At 72.5% G+C, this 14180-nt stretch carries 15 protein-coding genes; 12 read left to right on the top strand and 3 right to left on the bottom strand.

Annotation, left to right across the window (positions count from 1 at the left end; genetic code table 11):
* The first annotated feature begins 15 nt into the window (after positions 1 to 15).
* Complete coding sequence (locus tag DEJ47_RS31030; protein WP_150175979.1) at positions 16 to 471, top strand: MarR family winged helix-turn-helix transcriptional regulator; 456 nt, start codon at positions 16 to 18, stop codon at positions 469 to 471.
* Between the two features lie 91 nt (positions 472 to 562).
* Positions 563 to 2653, top strand: a complete 2091-nt coding sequence (locus DEJ47_RS31025; protein WP_150173818.1) for an MMPL family transporter — start codon at positions 563 to 565, stop codon at positions 2651 to 2653.
* On the opposite strand, the gene DEJ47_RS31020 is transcribed toward DEJ47_RS31025, so the two are convergent.
* The 3 genes from DEJ47_RS31020 to DEJ47_RS31010 all read right to left on the bottom strand — a co-directional run bounded on the left by DEJ47_RS31020 (position 2650) and on the right by DEJ47_RS31010 (position 4823).
* A complete protein-coding gene (locus tag DEJ47_RS31020; RefSeq protein WP_150173816.1) occupies positions 2650 to 3486 on the bottom strand; it encodes an alpha/beta fold hydrolase in 837 nt (278 codons plus the stop codon). The two genes, DEJ47_RS31025 and DEJ47_RS31020, sit on opposite strands and share 4 nt — an antisense overlap.
* Positions 3483 to 4085 carry a TetR/AcrR family transcriptional regulator gene (locus tag DEJ47_RS31015; protein ID WP_150173813.1) on the bottom strand — a complete coding sequence of 201 codons (603 nt, stop codon included), beginning with the start codon at positions 4083 to 4085 and terminating at the stop codon, positions 3483 to 3485. Before DEJ47_RS31015 ends, DEJ47_RS31020 begins: the two co-directional genes overlap by 4 nt.
* 72 nt (positions 4086 to 4157) lie before the next feature.
* Positions 4158 to 4823 carry a winged helix-turn-helix transcriptional regulator gene (locus tag DEJ47_RS31010; protein WP_150173810.1) on the bottom strand — a complete coding sequence of 222 codons (666 nt, stop codon included), beginning with the start codon at positions 4821 to 4823 and terminating at the stop codon, positions 4158 to 4160.
* 94 nt (positions 4824 to 4917) lie between these two features.
* Between DEJ47_RS31010 and DEJ47_RS31005 the strand changes: the two genes are divergently transcribed.
* From DEJ47_RS31005 to DEJ47_RS30960, 10 genes are all read left to right on the top strand, one after another.
* Positions 4918 to 6129 (top strand): pyridoxal phosphate-dependent aminotransferase, encoded by a 1212-nt coding sequence (locus DEJ47_RS31005; protein WP_150173808.1) that lies wholly within the window; start codon positions 4918 to 4920, stop codon positions 6127 to 6129.
* 50 nt (positions 6130 to 6179) lie between these two features.
* The gene (locus DEJ47_RS31000; RefSeq protein ID WP_150173806.1) at positions 6180 to 6785 is read left to right on the top strand and encodes a peptidase; all 606 of its coding nucleotides are present in this window, start codon (positions 6180 to 6182) and stop codon (positions 6783 to 6785) included.
* Between the two features lie 35 nt (positions 6786 to 6820).
* A complete protein-coding gene (locus tag DEJ47_RS30995; protein ID WP_150175978.1) occupies positions 6821 to 8047 on the top strand; it encodes an FAD-dependent monooxygenase in 1227 nt (408 codons plus the stop codon).
* A gap of 119 nt (positions 8048 to 8166) precedes the next feature.
* Positions 8167 to 9471: a VWA domain-containing protein gene (locus DEJ47_RS30990; RefSeq protein ID WP_150173804.1), complete on the top strand. Its 1305-nt coding sequence runs from the start codon at positions 8167 to 8169 to the stop codon at positions 9469 to 9471.
* Complete coding sequence (locus DEJ47_RS30985; RefSeq protein WP_150173802.1) at positions 9471 to 10253, top strand: hypothetical protein; 783 nt, start codon at positions 9471 to 9473, stop codon at positions 10251 to 10253. The genes DEJ47_RS30990 and DEJ47_RS30985 overlap by 1 nt, the downstream gene beginning before the upstream one ends.
* Before the next feature lie 131 nt (positions 10254 to 10384).
* Positions 10385 to 10990: a histidine phosphatase family protein gene (locus DEJ47_RS30980; RefSeq protein ID WP_150173800.1), complete on the top strand. Its 606-nt coding sequence runs from the start codon at positions 10385 to 10387 to the stop codon at positions 10988 to 10990.
* Positions 10991 to 11032: 42 nt separating this feature from the next.
* Positions 11033 to 11956 (top strand): TIGR03619 family F420-dependent LLM class oxidoreductase, encoded by a 924-nt coding sequence (locus DEJ47_RS30975; RefSeq protein ID WP_223828557.1) that lies wholly within the window; start codon positions 11033 to 11035, stop codon positions 11954 to 11956.
* Positions 11957 to 11998: 42 nt separating this feature from the next.
* The gene (locus DEJ47_RS30970; RefSeq protein ID WP_161235379.1) at positions 11999 to 12640 is read left to right on the top strand and encodes a hypothetical protein; all 642 of its coding nucleotides are present in this window, start codon (positions 11999 to 12001) and stop codon (positions 12638 to 12640) included.
* An 80-nt stretch (positions 12641 to 12720) separates the two neighbouring features.
* Positions 12721 to 13143, top strand: a complete 423-nt coding sequence (locus DEJ47_RS30965; protein ID WP_150173796.1) for an acyl-CoA thioesterase — start codon at positions 12721 to 12723, stop codon at positions 13141 to 13143.
* Positions 13144 to 13354: 211 nt separating this feature from the next.
* Complete coding sequence (locus tag DEJ47_RS30960) at positions 13355 to 14179, top strand: endonuclease I family protein (protein ID WP_150173794.1); 825 nt, start codon at positions 13355 to 13357, stop codon at positions 14177 to 14179.
* Position 14180: the final 1 nt, after the last annotated feature.

Below are 14180 nucleotides of genomic sequence, written 5' to 3'. Positions count from 1 at the left end.
GCTCGCGTGGCGTCCATGAAAGATCCGGTACCTGACGGCAGCGCGGCGACCGACCTGGTCGCGTTCGCGGTGCAGTTGCGCCGTATGAACGGTGAGATCAACCGTCTGGTGCACGCGTTCGCCGCGGGTCACGAGCTGCACGCCACCGACGTCCAGGCCTTGGGCGCCATCCTCGACGCGCAGGAACCGATGACGCCGGGACGGCTCAGGGCGCACCTGGGCCTGACGTCCGGCGCCGTGACCGCGTGCCTGGACCGGCTGGAGCGGGCCGGGCACATCCGGCGGTCGCGGGAGAGCCAGGACCGCCGGGTCGTACACCTGCACTACGAGGCGAGCGCCCGCGCCGCCGCGCGGGCCTTCTTCCAGCCGCTGGCGGTGGCCACGGAGAGCGCGCGCGGGCGCTTCAGCGCGGAGGAACTCGCCGTCGTCCTGCGCTTTCTCACGGCGCTGAACGAGGAACTCGCCGAGTAGGACGGACGGGACGGGGCAAGTGTTTGGTTCAATCATTGAGATTGTTTTTTGTTGAGCTACTTTTAGGCCCCCAGGAGCTAGGAGCCCCCGCATGCCCTCCGCCCGCCTTCCCCGCTGGCTCCTGCCCGTCGTTCTGCTCGTGGTCTGGTTGGGGGTCGGTGCCACGCTGGGCCCCTACGCCGGGAAGCTGGGCGAGGTCGCCACCAACGACCAGGCCGCCTTCCTGCCGCGGAACGCCGAGTCGACGCGGGTCATCGACGCCCAGCGCGCCTTCGACCAGGAGGAGTCCGTGCCGGCCATCGTCGTGTGGACGGCGGACTCCGCCGCGTCGTCGGAGCGTCTGAGGGACTCGCAGCAGGCGGCGGCCACGCGCGCGCTGCGCTCGCTGGACGGCTCGTCCGGGGTCGCGGGCCGCGTGTCGCCCGCCCTGCCCGCCGAGGACGGCCGGGCCCTGCGGGGCGTCGTGCCCCTGCGGCCCGACCTGGGCGACCGGCTGCCGCAGGTCCTGGAACGGATCGAGGAGCGCGCGGCGCGGGTGCCGGGCACGACCGTGCAGGTGGCGGGTCCCGCCGCCAGTCAGGCCGACCTGTCCGACGCCTTCTCGGGCATCGACGGCATCCTCCTCGGCGTCGCCCTGGTCACCGTCCTGCTGATCCTGCTGCTGGTCTACCGCAGCGTGCTGCTGCCCTTCGTCATCATCGTCGGTGCCGTGTTCGCCCTGGGGCTGGCGTGCGCGATCGTCTACGTGCTCGCCGACCACGACGTGGTCCGCGTGGACGGGCAGGTGCAGGGCATCCTGTCGATCCTCGTCATCGGCGCCGCGACGGACTACGCGCTGCTGCTCACCGCCCGCTTCCGGGAAGAGCTCGCCGGCACCCGCGACAGGACGGCGGCCATGCGCGCCGCGCTGCGCCGTTCGTCCGGGCCGATCGTCGCCAGTGGTGCGACGGTCGCGCTCGGTCTGCTGGCGCTGCTGCTCAGCGATCTGACGAACAACCGTGCGCTCGGCCCGGTCGGTGCGATCGGCATCGTGTGCGCCGTGCTGAGCGCGCTGAGTTTCCTGCCCGCAGCGCTGCTCCTGCTGGGCCGCGCCGCGTACTGGCCCGCGAAGCCCCGCACCTCACCGGACCCCTCCGGCGGAGGGAACGGGGTCTGGGGGAAGGTCGCCGCGCTCGTGGACCGGGCGCCGCGCAAGGTGTGGGCCGGCACGCTCGCCGCGCTGTGCGTGTGTGCCGCCTTCGCCCCCACCCTCACCTCCAAGGGCGTTCCGCTGGACGAGATCTTCGTCAACGACGCACCCTCCGTGGCCGCGCAGGACACGCTGAGCCGCCACTTCCCCGGCGGCTCGGGCAACCCCGCCGTCGTGATCACCGACGCCGACCGCACGGACCGGGTCACGGCCGCTGCGAAACGCACGGAGGGCGTGGCCGACGCCTCCCCGGTGACCGCCTCGGGCCGCCCGGGAGATGGGGAGGACAAGCCCCGCGTCGTCCAGGGGAAGGTGCGGGTCGACGTCACGCTGAAGGATCCCGCCGACAGCGACGCCGCGAAGCGGACCGTGGCGCGGCTGCGCGACGCGGTGCACCGCACGGGCGGGCCCGACAGCCTCGTCGGCGGCTACACCGCCCAGCAGTACGACACCCAGCGCACGGCGGAGGAAGACCGCGCGCTCATCGTGCCGGTGGTCCTGGCCATCATCCTGGTGATCCTCGTCGGCCTGCTGCGGTCCCTGTTGATGCCGGTGCTCCTCGTCGCCACGGTGGCCCTGAACTTCGTCGCGACGCTGGGGGTGTCCGCTCTCGTCTTCGAGCACGTGCTGGGCTTCAGCGGCACCGATTCGTCGGTGCCGCTGTACGGCTTCGTCTTCCTCGTCGCCCTCGGCGTGGACTACAACATCTTCCTGATGTCCCGGGTCCGTGAGGAGTCCGCGCGCCACGGCACCCGGCAGGGGGTCCTGCGCGGGCTGACCGCGACGGGCGGCGTCATCACCTCCGCGGGCGTCGTCCTGGCCGCCACGTTCGCCGCCCTGGGCGTCATTCCCCTGGCCTTCCTGGTGCAGATCGCGTTCATCGTCGCGTTCGGCGTCCTGCTGGACACCCTGGTCGTACGGTCCCTGCTGGTACCGGCGCTGGTCCGGGACATCGGGCGGGTGGCCTGGTGGCCGGGGCACACGCGCCTCTAGGCGTGCAGTGCCTCGCGGAGGCGTTCGGCGAACGCGGCCGGGTGGGTGGTCAGGCCGGTGTGCCCGCCGGGAAAGTGCCGGAGTTCCGTGCCGAGACGCTCGGCCAGGAAGGCGGCGGGACGGTAGGGGAGTTCCCCGCGCGACTCCTCACCGCAGGCGAGCACGAGCCGGTCCGACAGGGTGGCGAGCCGGGTGACGTCGGGAGCGTAGGACATGAAGGCGGGCACGATGCGTCCGACGAAGTACGGCAGGGCGCCCAGGGTCTGCTCGGCCCGTGCCGCCGCCTGCGGCGGGAGTTCCGTCGCGGGTGCTGGGTCGGCGGTGTCGCCGTCCTTGCTCAGGCCGGCGGCGAACACGGCCATGGCCGGCATCGGTCCCCGCTCACGGAACGTCTCCTGGACCCGCGCGAGCAGCGCGCGGTGCGCGGCGGCGTCCGGCAGGACCTCCACGACCGGCGGTTCGTGCACGACGGCACATTGCACGCGTTCCGGGTGGGCGAGGAGCAGGTGCAGCGCGGCGATCGCTCCCGAACTGGAGCCGAACACGCGGGCGGGCGCGTCGGGCGAGAGCAGGTCGAGCAGCCGGGCCGCGTCCTCGGCGTGCTCGGCCACGCTCTGTTCCGTCTCCGGGTCGTCAAGCGTGCTTCCGCCCATTCCCCGTGGGTCGTACGTCACCACCGTGGAGGCGTCGGCCAGGTCGGCCGCCACCGCGGCGAGGGAGGCGGCGCCGCCCGTGCCACCCGGTATCAGGAGCAGGAGCGGGCCCCGCCCGCGCACTTCGTAGTGCAGGGTCGCGCCGTTCACGCGCAGGGTTCCGACGGTCGGCTCGGTCATGCCGTCTTCTCTCCGGTTTCGCTCTCGGACGTGGGCCAGTGCTCAAGGAGGGTGTGCAGGGCGTCGAGTGCGCGGCTCCAAGAGGCCTGGGCGGGGCGCTTGTGCGCGAAGCCGCCCGCCGCTTCCAGTGCGACGAACCCGTGGAACGTGCTGCGCAGCAGGCGGACCGCGTCGGTCAGGTCGGGTTCGGCGAGGCCGTAGGCGCGCAGCATGCCGTAGGTCAGCTCGACCGCGCGTCGCGGTCCCGGCGCGTCCGCGGCCAGCGCGGGATCGATGTCGACCGGGGTCTGCGTGGCCGTGTAGCGGCCGGGGTGCAGGCGGGCGTAGTCGCGCCAGGCGTCCGCGAACGCGACCAGCGCGTCCTTGCCCGACCGGCCCGCCGTGGCCTCCGCGATGCGGATCGTCTTCTCGTCCGCCGCCAGCAGCGCGATGCGTCCCCGCAGGTCCTCCAGGCCGCGCACGTGCGCGTAGAGACTCGCGTCCTTCACACCGAGCCGCCGCGCCACCTGGGACATCGTCAGCCGGTCGAGCCCGACCTCGTCCGCGAGTTCGGCGCCCGCGATCGTCACCCGCTCCGCCGTCAGTCCGGCCCGCGCCATGGACAACCTCCGTTCCTAGGGTCCCTAGGTTAAAACTAGGACCCCTAGGAACGGAAACCGGATACTGCCGCTTCAGCTTTCACGCAGGGCCTTCGCCAGGACGCCGTCACCGCTGAGCTCGATCCGGCCGTCCCGTACGCCCTCGCCGAGGGTGAGTTCGCCCCGGACGACGGCCGCACATGTCGCGGCGTCCAGAGCCACCCGGGCGTCCGGTTCCTCCGGGGCCTCGCCCTCGCCGTACCCCTCACCGCTCGCACCCGCACGCACGTGGAACACGCCCTCGTCGAGCCGCACCTCCAGCACCCCTTCGGCGTCCAGCGCCGCCAGGAACCCGAGGAGCGGCAGCGCGAACCAGTGCGCCCGCACCGCGTCCGTGGGCCTGCGTTCCGCGAGGGCGGGGGCGCCCCAGGCGGCGAGGGCCTTGAGGACCGGGAGCAATGCGCGGCCCCGTTCGGTCAGTTCGTAGACGAACGCCGACGCGGGCGGGGGCAGTTTGCGGCGGGTGCTCAGGCCCTGCTGCTCCATGTCCTTCAGGCGCGACGCGAGGACGTCCGTGCTGACGCCCGGCAGGTCGGCGTGCAGGTCGGTGTAGCGGCGCGGGCCCGCGAGGAGTTCACGGACGATCAACAGGGTCCAGCGGTCGCCCACGGCGTCGAGACCTCGGGCGGCGGCGCAGTACTGGTCGTAGCTTCGGCGGGACCGGGCGGCGGCGTTCGGCCGGGGCGGCTGAGGTGGCATGCGGCATAGTCTAAGCAAGTCGTTGGACTTTCCAAGCGGGAACTTGGTAAAACCAAGCGACACCGAGCAGTACTCGCCACGGGAGGCGCAGCGCATGGAGTTCCGGCAGTCGAGCAAGCTCAGCGAGGTCTGTTACGAGATCCGGGGCCCCGTCATCGAACACGCCGACGCGCTGGAGGAGGCGGGCCACAGCGTCCTGCGCCTCAACACCGGCAACCCCGCGCTCTTCGGCTTCGAGGCGCCCGAGGAGATCGTCCAGGACATGATCCGGATGCTCCCCCGGGCGCACGGCTACACGGACTCGCGCGGTGTCCTGTCCGCCCGCCGTGCCGTCGCCCAGCGCTACCAGGCACTCGGTCTGGACGACGTCTCCGTGGACGACGTCTTTCTCGGCAACGGCGTGTCCGAACTGGTCACGATGGCGGTACAGGCCCTCCTGGAGGACGGCGACGAAGTCCTCGTCCCGGCACCCGACTTCCCCCTGTGGACCGCCGTGACGACCCTCTCCGGAGGCAAGGCCGTCCACTACGTGTGCGACGAGTCCGCGGACTGGTACCCCGACCTCGACGACATGGCCGCGAAGATCACCGACCGCACCAGGGCCGTCGTGATCATCAACCCCAACAACCCCACGGGCGCGGTCTATCCGAAGGAGATCCTGGAGGGCATCCTCGACCTGGCGCGCCGGCACGGCCTGATGGTCTTCGCCGACGAGATCTACGACCAGATCCTGTACGACGACGCCGTGCATCACAGCGTCGCCGCCCTCGCCCCCGACCTGGTCGTCCTCACCTTCTGCGGACTTTCGAAGACGTACAGGGTCGCCGGTTTCCGGTCCGGGTGGATGGTCGTCACCGGGCCGCAGCAGCACGCCAAGAGCTATCTGGAGGGGCTGACGATGCTCGCCTCCATGCGGCTGTGCCCGAACGCGCCCGCGCAGTACGCCATCCAGGCCGCGCTCGGCGGCCGCCAGTCCATCCGTGAACTCACCGTGCCCGGAGGCCGGTTGCACGTGCAGCGCGACCGGGCCTGGGAGAAGCTGAACGAGATTCCCGGCGTCTCGTGCGTGAAGCCGAAGGGTGCCCTGTACGCGTTCCCGCGCCTGGACCCGAAGGTCCACCGGATCCACGACGACGAGAAGTTCGTGCTCGACCTGCTCCTCCAGGAGAAGATCCAGGTCGTCCAGGGCACGGGCTTCAACTGGGCCCGCCCCGACCACTTCCGCATCCTCACGCTTCCGTACGCCGACGACCTGGACGCGGCGATCAGCCGCATCGGCCGCTTCCTGAGCGGCTACCGTCAGTGACCCCAGTGGTATCCGAGACGCCGGTGACGGCGCCGACCGCCAGGAGCACCGTGCCGCCCTGTACCGACTGCGGACGTTCCGTCCTCACGCAGTTCGCCTCGCCCGACCTCGTCGCGCCCATCGTGTACGAGGGCTTCGACCGCGCCGCCGACCCGGCCTGGCGCACCTCGGGCGCCGCGACCCTCGACGACTACGCGCGCTGGTGCGGGCACCTGTGCGGCCTGACGTGCTTCCGGATGACTCTCGGCCCGTCCGCGCCGCCCCTGTTCGCCCTGCGGGACGGCGCGCTCGAGTACGGCGCGTACACCGACGTGGACGGCGTCATCAAGGGCATGGTCTATGCCCCGTTCGCCGAGTACGCCCGCGACGCGTTCGGCGTCGATGCCGAGGTCCACCGGCATCTCTCCGTCGCCGAGATCGGCGCGCTCCTCGACGAGGGGCGGCAGGTCATCGCCTCGGTGCACTTCGAGATCCGCCGCCCGCACCTGCCGTCGCCGGGCAGGGGCGGCCACCTGGTGCTTCTCACCGCGCGCACGGCCGAAGGACGCCTGCACTTCCACAATCCGTCCGGCGTCGACGCGGCGACCCGCACGGCGGTGCTCACCCCCGACACGTTCGAGCCGTTCTTCGCCGGGCGCGGGGTGTCACTGCGCTGACAGACGGTCACCGCGGCTGCCAGGATGGCGCCATGATGCGTGGAGGCAGGGTCGCCGTCGTGGGCGGCAGCGTCGCCGGATGCGCCGCGGCCCTGGCCGCGCACCGCGGCGGCGCGGACGAGATCACCGTGTACGAGAGGGCCGCCGGGGATCTCGCCGACCGCGGTGTGGGGCTCGCGGTGCACGACTCGCGCTACGCCGAGCTGGAGTCGGCGGGCTACCTGGACGCGGGCATGCCGTGGGTGCAGCTCGTGCGGCGGCGCTGGTACGTGCGGGACGACGCGTCCGGCGCCCCGGTGGGCCGGGAGATCGCCGTCATGCCGTTCCCCTTCCGCACGTACAACTGGGGTCCGCTGTGGCGGGAGTTGCGCCGCCGCGTCCCGGAGGGCGTGGACTTCCGCACCGGGGCCCCGGTGCGGCATGTGCGACCCGGACCGGACGGCGTCGAGGTGATCACGGACGGCGGCAGCACCCGCCACGACCTCGTGATCGGCGCCGACGGCTACCGCTCCGCCGTCCGCGCCGCCCGCTTCGGCGACGTACGCCCCGCCTACGCGGGCTACCTCGCCTGGCGCGGCGCCTTCCCCGTGGACCGGCTGAACGCTCCGGAGCTGTGGGCCGAGGACGACTGCGTGTACGCCGTCTTCCCGGGCGGCCACGTGATCATCTACCGCATCCCCGACGGCGCGGGCGGCCACCGCGTCAACTGGGTCCTGTACACCGCCCCGCCTCCCGGCCTCGACCTCGGGCTCGGCCTCGACCTGCGGCTGACCGGCCCCACGAGCCTGCCGCCCGGCGGCCTCACCGACGCGCTCACCGCCCACCTCGGCTTCGTGGCCGACGAACTCCTGCCGCCCTACTGGGGCGCGCTGCTGCGCGAGACGACGCCCGACGAGCTCTTCCTCCAGCCCATGTACGACTTCACCGCGCCGCGCTGCACGGCGGACCGCGTCCTGCTCGTCGGCGACGCGGCGGCGGTGGCACGGCCGCACACCGGCGCGGGCGCGGTCAAGGCGCTGCAGGACGCCACGGTCCTGGAGTCCGCCCTCGCCACGGCGGACACCTGGGCGGACGCCCTGGACACCTACGACACCGACCGCACCGTCTCCGGGCGCGCGATGGTGGACCTGGGACGGCGGCTCGGCGGGGCACTCGTCCAGGCGACGCCGGACTGGGGCGCGATGGACCAGGCGGCGATGGAGACGTGGTGGACGCGGGCCGACGGGTCGGGCGCGTTCGGGGGCCGCGTGCTGAAGCGCTGACGCCGAATCGCTGACGACGCTTCCCTGACGTCGCTGCTTCACTGACGTCGCGGCTTCACTGACGCCGTATCCCTGACGTCGTTTTGGGAATGCGCGCTCTTGATCAATAGTATCCGGCGATGATCACAAGACACCGGCCGGCGGCCTGGGTCATCGCCCTGCTCGCCGCCCTGACCGCCGGGCTCGTCACGGCAGGCCCCGCCGCCGCCGATGACGACGACGAACCGGCACGGCCCAACCCGAAGGTCGAGCTCGTCCTCGACGTCAGCGGCTCCATGCGCGCCCGCGACATCGACGGCAAGTCCCGCATGGCCGCCGCGAAGCAGGCCTTCAACGAGGTCCTGGACGCGACCCCCGACGAGGTCGCGCTCGGCATCCGCACCCTGGGCGCCAACTACCGCGGCGACGACCGCAAGACGGGCTGCAAGGACACCGAGCTGCTCTACCCCGTGGAGCAGCTCGACAAGGCGGGCCGCACCGACGCGAAGACCGCCGTGGCGACGCTCGCGCCGACCGGCTGGACGCCGATCGGCCCGACGCTCCTCAAGGCCGCCGACGACCTGACGAAGGACGACGACGCCGAGCGCAGCCGCCGCATCGTGCTGATATCCGACGGCGAGGACACCTGCCAACCGCTGGACCCGTGCGTGGTCGCCCGCGACATCTCCGCCAAGGGCATCCACCTCACCATCGACACGCTCGGCCTCGTCCCCGACGCCAAGACCCGCGACCAGCTGAGCTGCATCGCGGAGGCCACCGGCGGCACGTACACGTCGGTCCGGCACACCGACGAGCTGGCGGGCCGCGTCAAGCAGTTGGTGGACCGCGCGGCCGACCCGGTCGTCACGCCCGTGGAGGCGAAGGGCGCCGCGCAGTGCACCGACGCGCCCGAGCTGAAGTCCGGTCTCTACACCGACCGCGAGAAGTTCGGCGAGCACCGCTGGTACCGCGTGGACGTTCCCGCGGGCAAGGAGCTGCGCGCCTCCGTGAGCGTCGCCGCCGACCGGGCCGTCAACAAGGACTACGGCGTGCTGCTGCGCGCCGAGACTCAGACCGGCCGCGAGATCGTGCGCGGCCAGGAGTCCGGCGACGGACGCACCGACGTCATCTCGACGGGGCTGCGCTATCCGCGCCCCGAGGCGGACGACGGTGACGAGGGCGCCAAGTACGGTGCGAGTGAGACCGTGTGTCTGCGCGTCAGCAACTCCTTCTCCGCTCCCGCTTCGGTGAAGTCGTCTCCCGGCCTCCCCCTCGAGCTGGCGGTGGATCTCGTGGACTCCGGTGACGACGCGTCGGACGTCGCGTCCTTCGGGCTCGGCCACGGCTGGTGGCTGCTCGGCGTGCTCGTCCTGGTCGGCTTCGTCGCCGGTCTGCTCTGGGGCTGGCTGTCGCGCTGGCGCTTCGCGGTCTGGAGGACCAACTGATGCGTACGACACGTGTGGTGCGGCGCTTCGCCGTGACGACCGGCGCCGCCCTGCTGGCGCTGACCGGGGCGGCCGGTTCGGCCGCCGCCGACGACGAGACGCCCGAGAAGGTGACGGAGGCGGGCACGTCCTTCCGCACCGCCACCGCGCTCCGCATCGACCAGGAGGCGACGGCGGAGGCGTCCACGGGTGACTACCTGTACTGGGCGTTCCCCGTGGACGCCGGGCAGCGCGCCACCGTGCACGCGACGGTGAAGCTGCCCGAAGCGGCGGCCCGGCACGCCGCGTCCACCTGGCAGGTCGACGTGTACGACGGGCTGCGGCGCCGTCAGGCCTGCCGCCTCGGCACGCCCACGAAGACGGCCGCGCAGGACGCCGCGTCGGTGTCGCTCTCCTGCTCGCTGCGGACCGTCAGGTCCTGGTCGGAGCAGTGGGCGAACGACCCGCTGCCCGGCACGTACTACCTGCGGCTCACGGTCACCGACCTCAAGGCGGACGACCTGGGGCTTCCGGTGCGGGCCGAGGCGAAGGTCACCGCGACCGACGCGGGCGGCGCGCAGGCCGTCGACGGATCGCTGGGCGAGCCGCTGGTGCCGGGCGCGGGCTCGGACGAGCGGCGGGCGGCGGCCGTCGAGCCGGAGGACGGCTGGTCCGGCGGCTGGTGGTCCTCGCGCTGGCTCTGGACGGCGGCGGGCGGTGTCCTCGCGGCGCTCGCGGGCGTCGGCGGCTACGCGCTGACACGCGGGTCGGGACGGCCCGCGCGGGTGCCGCAAGGCATGTAGCGCCGGTCCCGGGGACCGACCGCCCCCGCTTGACGGGTCCCGCCGGGCGCGGGGGCCGGAGGGCGTGGCAGGCTCGGTGGTGGCGGTGCCGGACGGCCCGCCACCACCGGGAGAACAGGAACGGCGCGATCATGGGTGATCTGCTCCTCGTCCGGCACGGCGAGACGGAGTGGTCCCTGTCGGGGCAGCACACCAGCTGGACGGACATCCCCCTCACCGACAACGGCAGGGAGCAGGCCCGCTCGCTGGCCCCGCTCATCAGCAGGTTCCGGATCGGGGCGGCGTTCACGAGCCCGCGGCAGCGCTCGCGGGAGACCGCGGAACTCGCCGGGTTCGGTGACGCGCGGGTGGACCCGGACCTGAGCGAGTGGGAGTACGGCGCGTACGAGGGCGTCACGACCGTCGAGATCCACCGCACCCGGCCCGACTGGTACCTGTTCACGGACGGGGTCGCGCTCGGCCCGCCCGAGCACCCCGGGGAGAGCCCGGAGCAGGTGGGCGAGCGCGCCGACCGCATGCTGGCGAAGGTGGACGCGGCGCTCGCCGACAACGAGGGCAGCGTGGTCCTCTTCGCGCACAGTCACTTCCTGCGCGTCCTGACCGCCCGCCGCCTGGGCCTGCCCGCGTCGGGCGGCTCGATGTTCCTGCTGGCCACCGGCACGGTGAGCCGGCTGAGCACGGAGCACCGGCGGCACGTGGTGGCGAGCTGGAACCTGCGCCCGCAACTGGTGAAGTGACGCCGCCGTCCGTCGCTGTGACGGCATTCGACACACGTCACGATGATCATCAAGACTGCGGTCATGCGATACGGCGTGAACCTCCTCAACTTCGGCTCCGGCACGACCCCCGACTCGCTGCTCCGGCAGGCGACCGACGCCCGTGACCTCGGGTTCGGGTTCGCGATGATCTCCGACCACATAGCGGTGACGCCCGACGTCCACGAGGTCTATCCGGCGCCGTTCTACGACCAGTTCGTGCTCGCCGCGTACCTCGCGGGCCGGGTGCCGGGGCTGCGGCTCGGGACGACCATCACGGTCGTCCCGTACCGGCACCCCCTGCAGACCGCGCGCATGGCCGCCAACATCGACCGGCTCAACGACGCCGGGTTCATCCTGGGTGCCGGGGTCGGCTGGTCGGCGGCCGAGTACGAGGTGCTCGGCGTGCCCTTCCGCGAGCGCGGCGCGATCACCGACGAGTACCTGACGGCGATCCGCGCCGCCTGGCGCGAGGACCCGACGTCCTTCCACGGCACGTACGTCTCGTACGACGGTGTACGCACCGCACCCGCCCCCGCGAGCAGCCCGCTGCCGGTCTGGGTAGGCGGCAACTCCCCCGCGGCGCAGCGCCGTGCGGCCCGCCTGGGCGAGGGCTGGCACCCGTTCATGCCGAGCCGGGCCCTGCTCGACGAGGCGCTGCCCCGCATCGCCGCGGAGGCGGAGGCGGCGGGGCGGCCCGTGCCGGGCCTGGCGCCGCGCCTGCAGATCCGCGTCGGCGAGCAGCCGGACACTCCGGAGCGTCCGCTGGGTCACGGCAGCGTCGGCCAGATCCGCGGCGACCTGGAGACGCTGGCCGGTCTGGGCGCGACGGACGTCCTCCTGGACACGTATCCCGGCACTCCCGGGGAGCGGGCGGACGCGGCCGAGGACCGACGCGTCCTCGAACTCCTGATGTCAGTGGCGCAGGGCACCATCGGTACCAGTTGACGAACCCGTCGACGGAACCGGCCCGGGGAAGGGGTGCGCGCGGTGAAGCCTCCGACAGCTGCTCAGCGACGGATCATCGAGGCCGCGGACCCGCGGACGGGCCGCCTCTCCGGCACCGAGGCCCAGCTGCAGGCCCTGGTGCGGGCGCGTCTCGCCTTCCGCCATCCCCGGCCGCCGCACGCGTGCTTCCTGACGCCGGCGGGCCATCGCGTACGCGACGAGGCCGCCGCCCCCGCGTCTCCCGCCCCGGAACCACCACCCGCGCCGCCCGCCGAGTCCGGTGTCTTCGCCGCGCGCACCGGCACGGAGACGGAACGGACCGGCGCGGAGGGCCCGGCCCGCGTGCGTGAGGTCCGCAGCGCCTGGGAGGGGCTGGTCGAACTGCGCCGCATGACGAACCCGGACGCCGCGCGCGACCGACCTTGCGCGTGGGAACGCGCGCACCTGGTGCAGGCGGCGGCCCTCGCCCTGGAGGCGGCGGGCTGCCGCCCCGCGGACCCCGACCGACCGGGTTACCGGGTCTCCCCCACTCCGCAGCCGGAGGCCGTCGCCGTCCGCGAACCGACACCGGAGGGCATACGGGCGTGTGCCGCCGCCCTGGAACGGGCGGGCTGGCAGACCAGTGAGCACGCGGAGCCGCGCGGGGGCGGGCGCTGTGTACTGGCGTCGCCGCGGCGGGTGTGAGCGGCGGAATGCCGTACAGGTCGGCCGAGTTGAACGCAGCGAGCGAGCCCGATGAAGACCGGTCCAGCGAAGGGAACACCGTGACAGAGCCCTACTCCGTGAGTGTCGGCGTCCGTGGGTACGAGACGGACACGCAGGGCCATCTCAACCAGGCCGTCTACCTGCAGTACGCCGAGCACGCCCGCTGGTCGCTGCTGCGCGCGGCCGGCATCGCCCAGACCGACCTCCTGGACAAGGGCGTCGGCCCGGTGGTCCTGGAGACGACGGTCCGCTACCGGAGCGAACTCCTCGCGGGTGACGAGACGTCGGTGAGCTGCGTGTTCGTGTGGGGCGAGCGCAAGACGTTCGGCGTCGAGCAGACGATCACTAAGGCCGACGGGACGGTCGCCGCGACGGTCTCCTCCGTCGGAGGGCTGCTCGACCTCAAGGAGCGGCGGCTGGTGGCGGATCCGCGCGAGTACTTCAGGGCACTGGCGGTGGACGCGGCGGTGCTGGGGCTGTAGCGGCAGGCAGCGGCCACGAAAGGCGGCCCGATCGCTCCCCTCCTCCTTCGTGTACATGACATCGCCACCCAACCACCTCGATACGTTCACACAGTCGTACGCACATCCGTGCCACTCTCCCGATGGTTGAGTAGTCAACTCGCGTAGACCGCACGCCCGTCGGGTTCGGGTGGGCGGCGCGCGAGGCCCACGGGAAAGGACACACCCCCACATGCCCGTCCCGCGCGTACGCCGCTGGAAACCCCTGGCCCTGACCGCGGCCGCGGTCCTCGCCGGCATCACCGTGCCGGCCACCGCCACGGCCACCCCCTCCCCCACGCCCGCCCCGGCCCCCGCGGCTGTCGGCGCCTATGACGACACGTACTACAAGGACGCGCTCGGCAAGACAGGCCCCGAGCTGAAGTCCGCGCTGCACACGATCATCAGCAAGCAGACCAAGCTCTCGTACGACCAGGTCTGGAACGCCCTCAAGACCACGGACGAGGACCCGGCCAACAGCTCGAACGTGATCCTGCTCTACTCCGGCACCTCGCGGAGCAAGAGCAGCAGCGGCGGCGACCAGGGCGACTGGAACCGCGAGCACGTCTGGGCGAAGTCCCACGGGGACTTCGGCACGGCGACCGGCCCCGGCACCGACGTCCACCACCTTCGTCCCGAGGACGTCACGGTCAACAGCATCCGTGGCAACAAGGACTTCGACAACGGCGGCGGCGCGGTCCAGGGAGCCCCCGGCAACCTCACCGACGGCGACTCCTTCGAGCCACGCGACGCGGTCAAGGGCGACGTGGCCCGCATGATCCTCTACATGGCGGTCCGCTACGACGGCGAGGACAGCTTCCCCGACCTGGAGCCCAACGACCGGGTGGACAACGGCAGCGCGCCCGCCATCGGCCGGCTCTCCGTCCTGAAGCAGTGGAGCGACGAGGACCCGCCGGACGCGTTCGAGAAGAACCGCAACCAGGTCATCTTCGACAAGTTCCAGCACAACAGGAACCCGTTCATCGACCACCCGGAGTGGGTGGAAGAGGTCTGGTGAC

It is taken from the genome of Streptomyces venezuelae (genome assembly GCF_008642355.1).
GTDB lineage: Bacteria > Actinomycetota > Actinomycetes > Streptomycetales > Streptomycetaceae > Streptomyces > Streptomyces venezuelae_B.
This window is presented reverse-complemented; position numbering and strand designations above follow the sequence as displayed.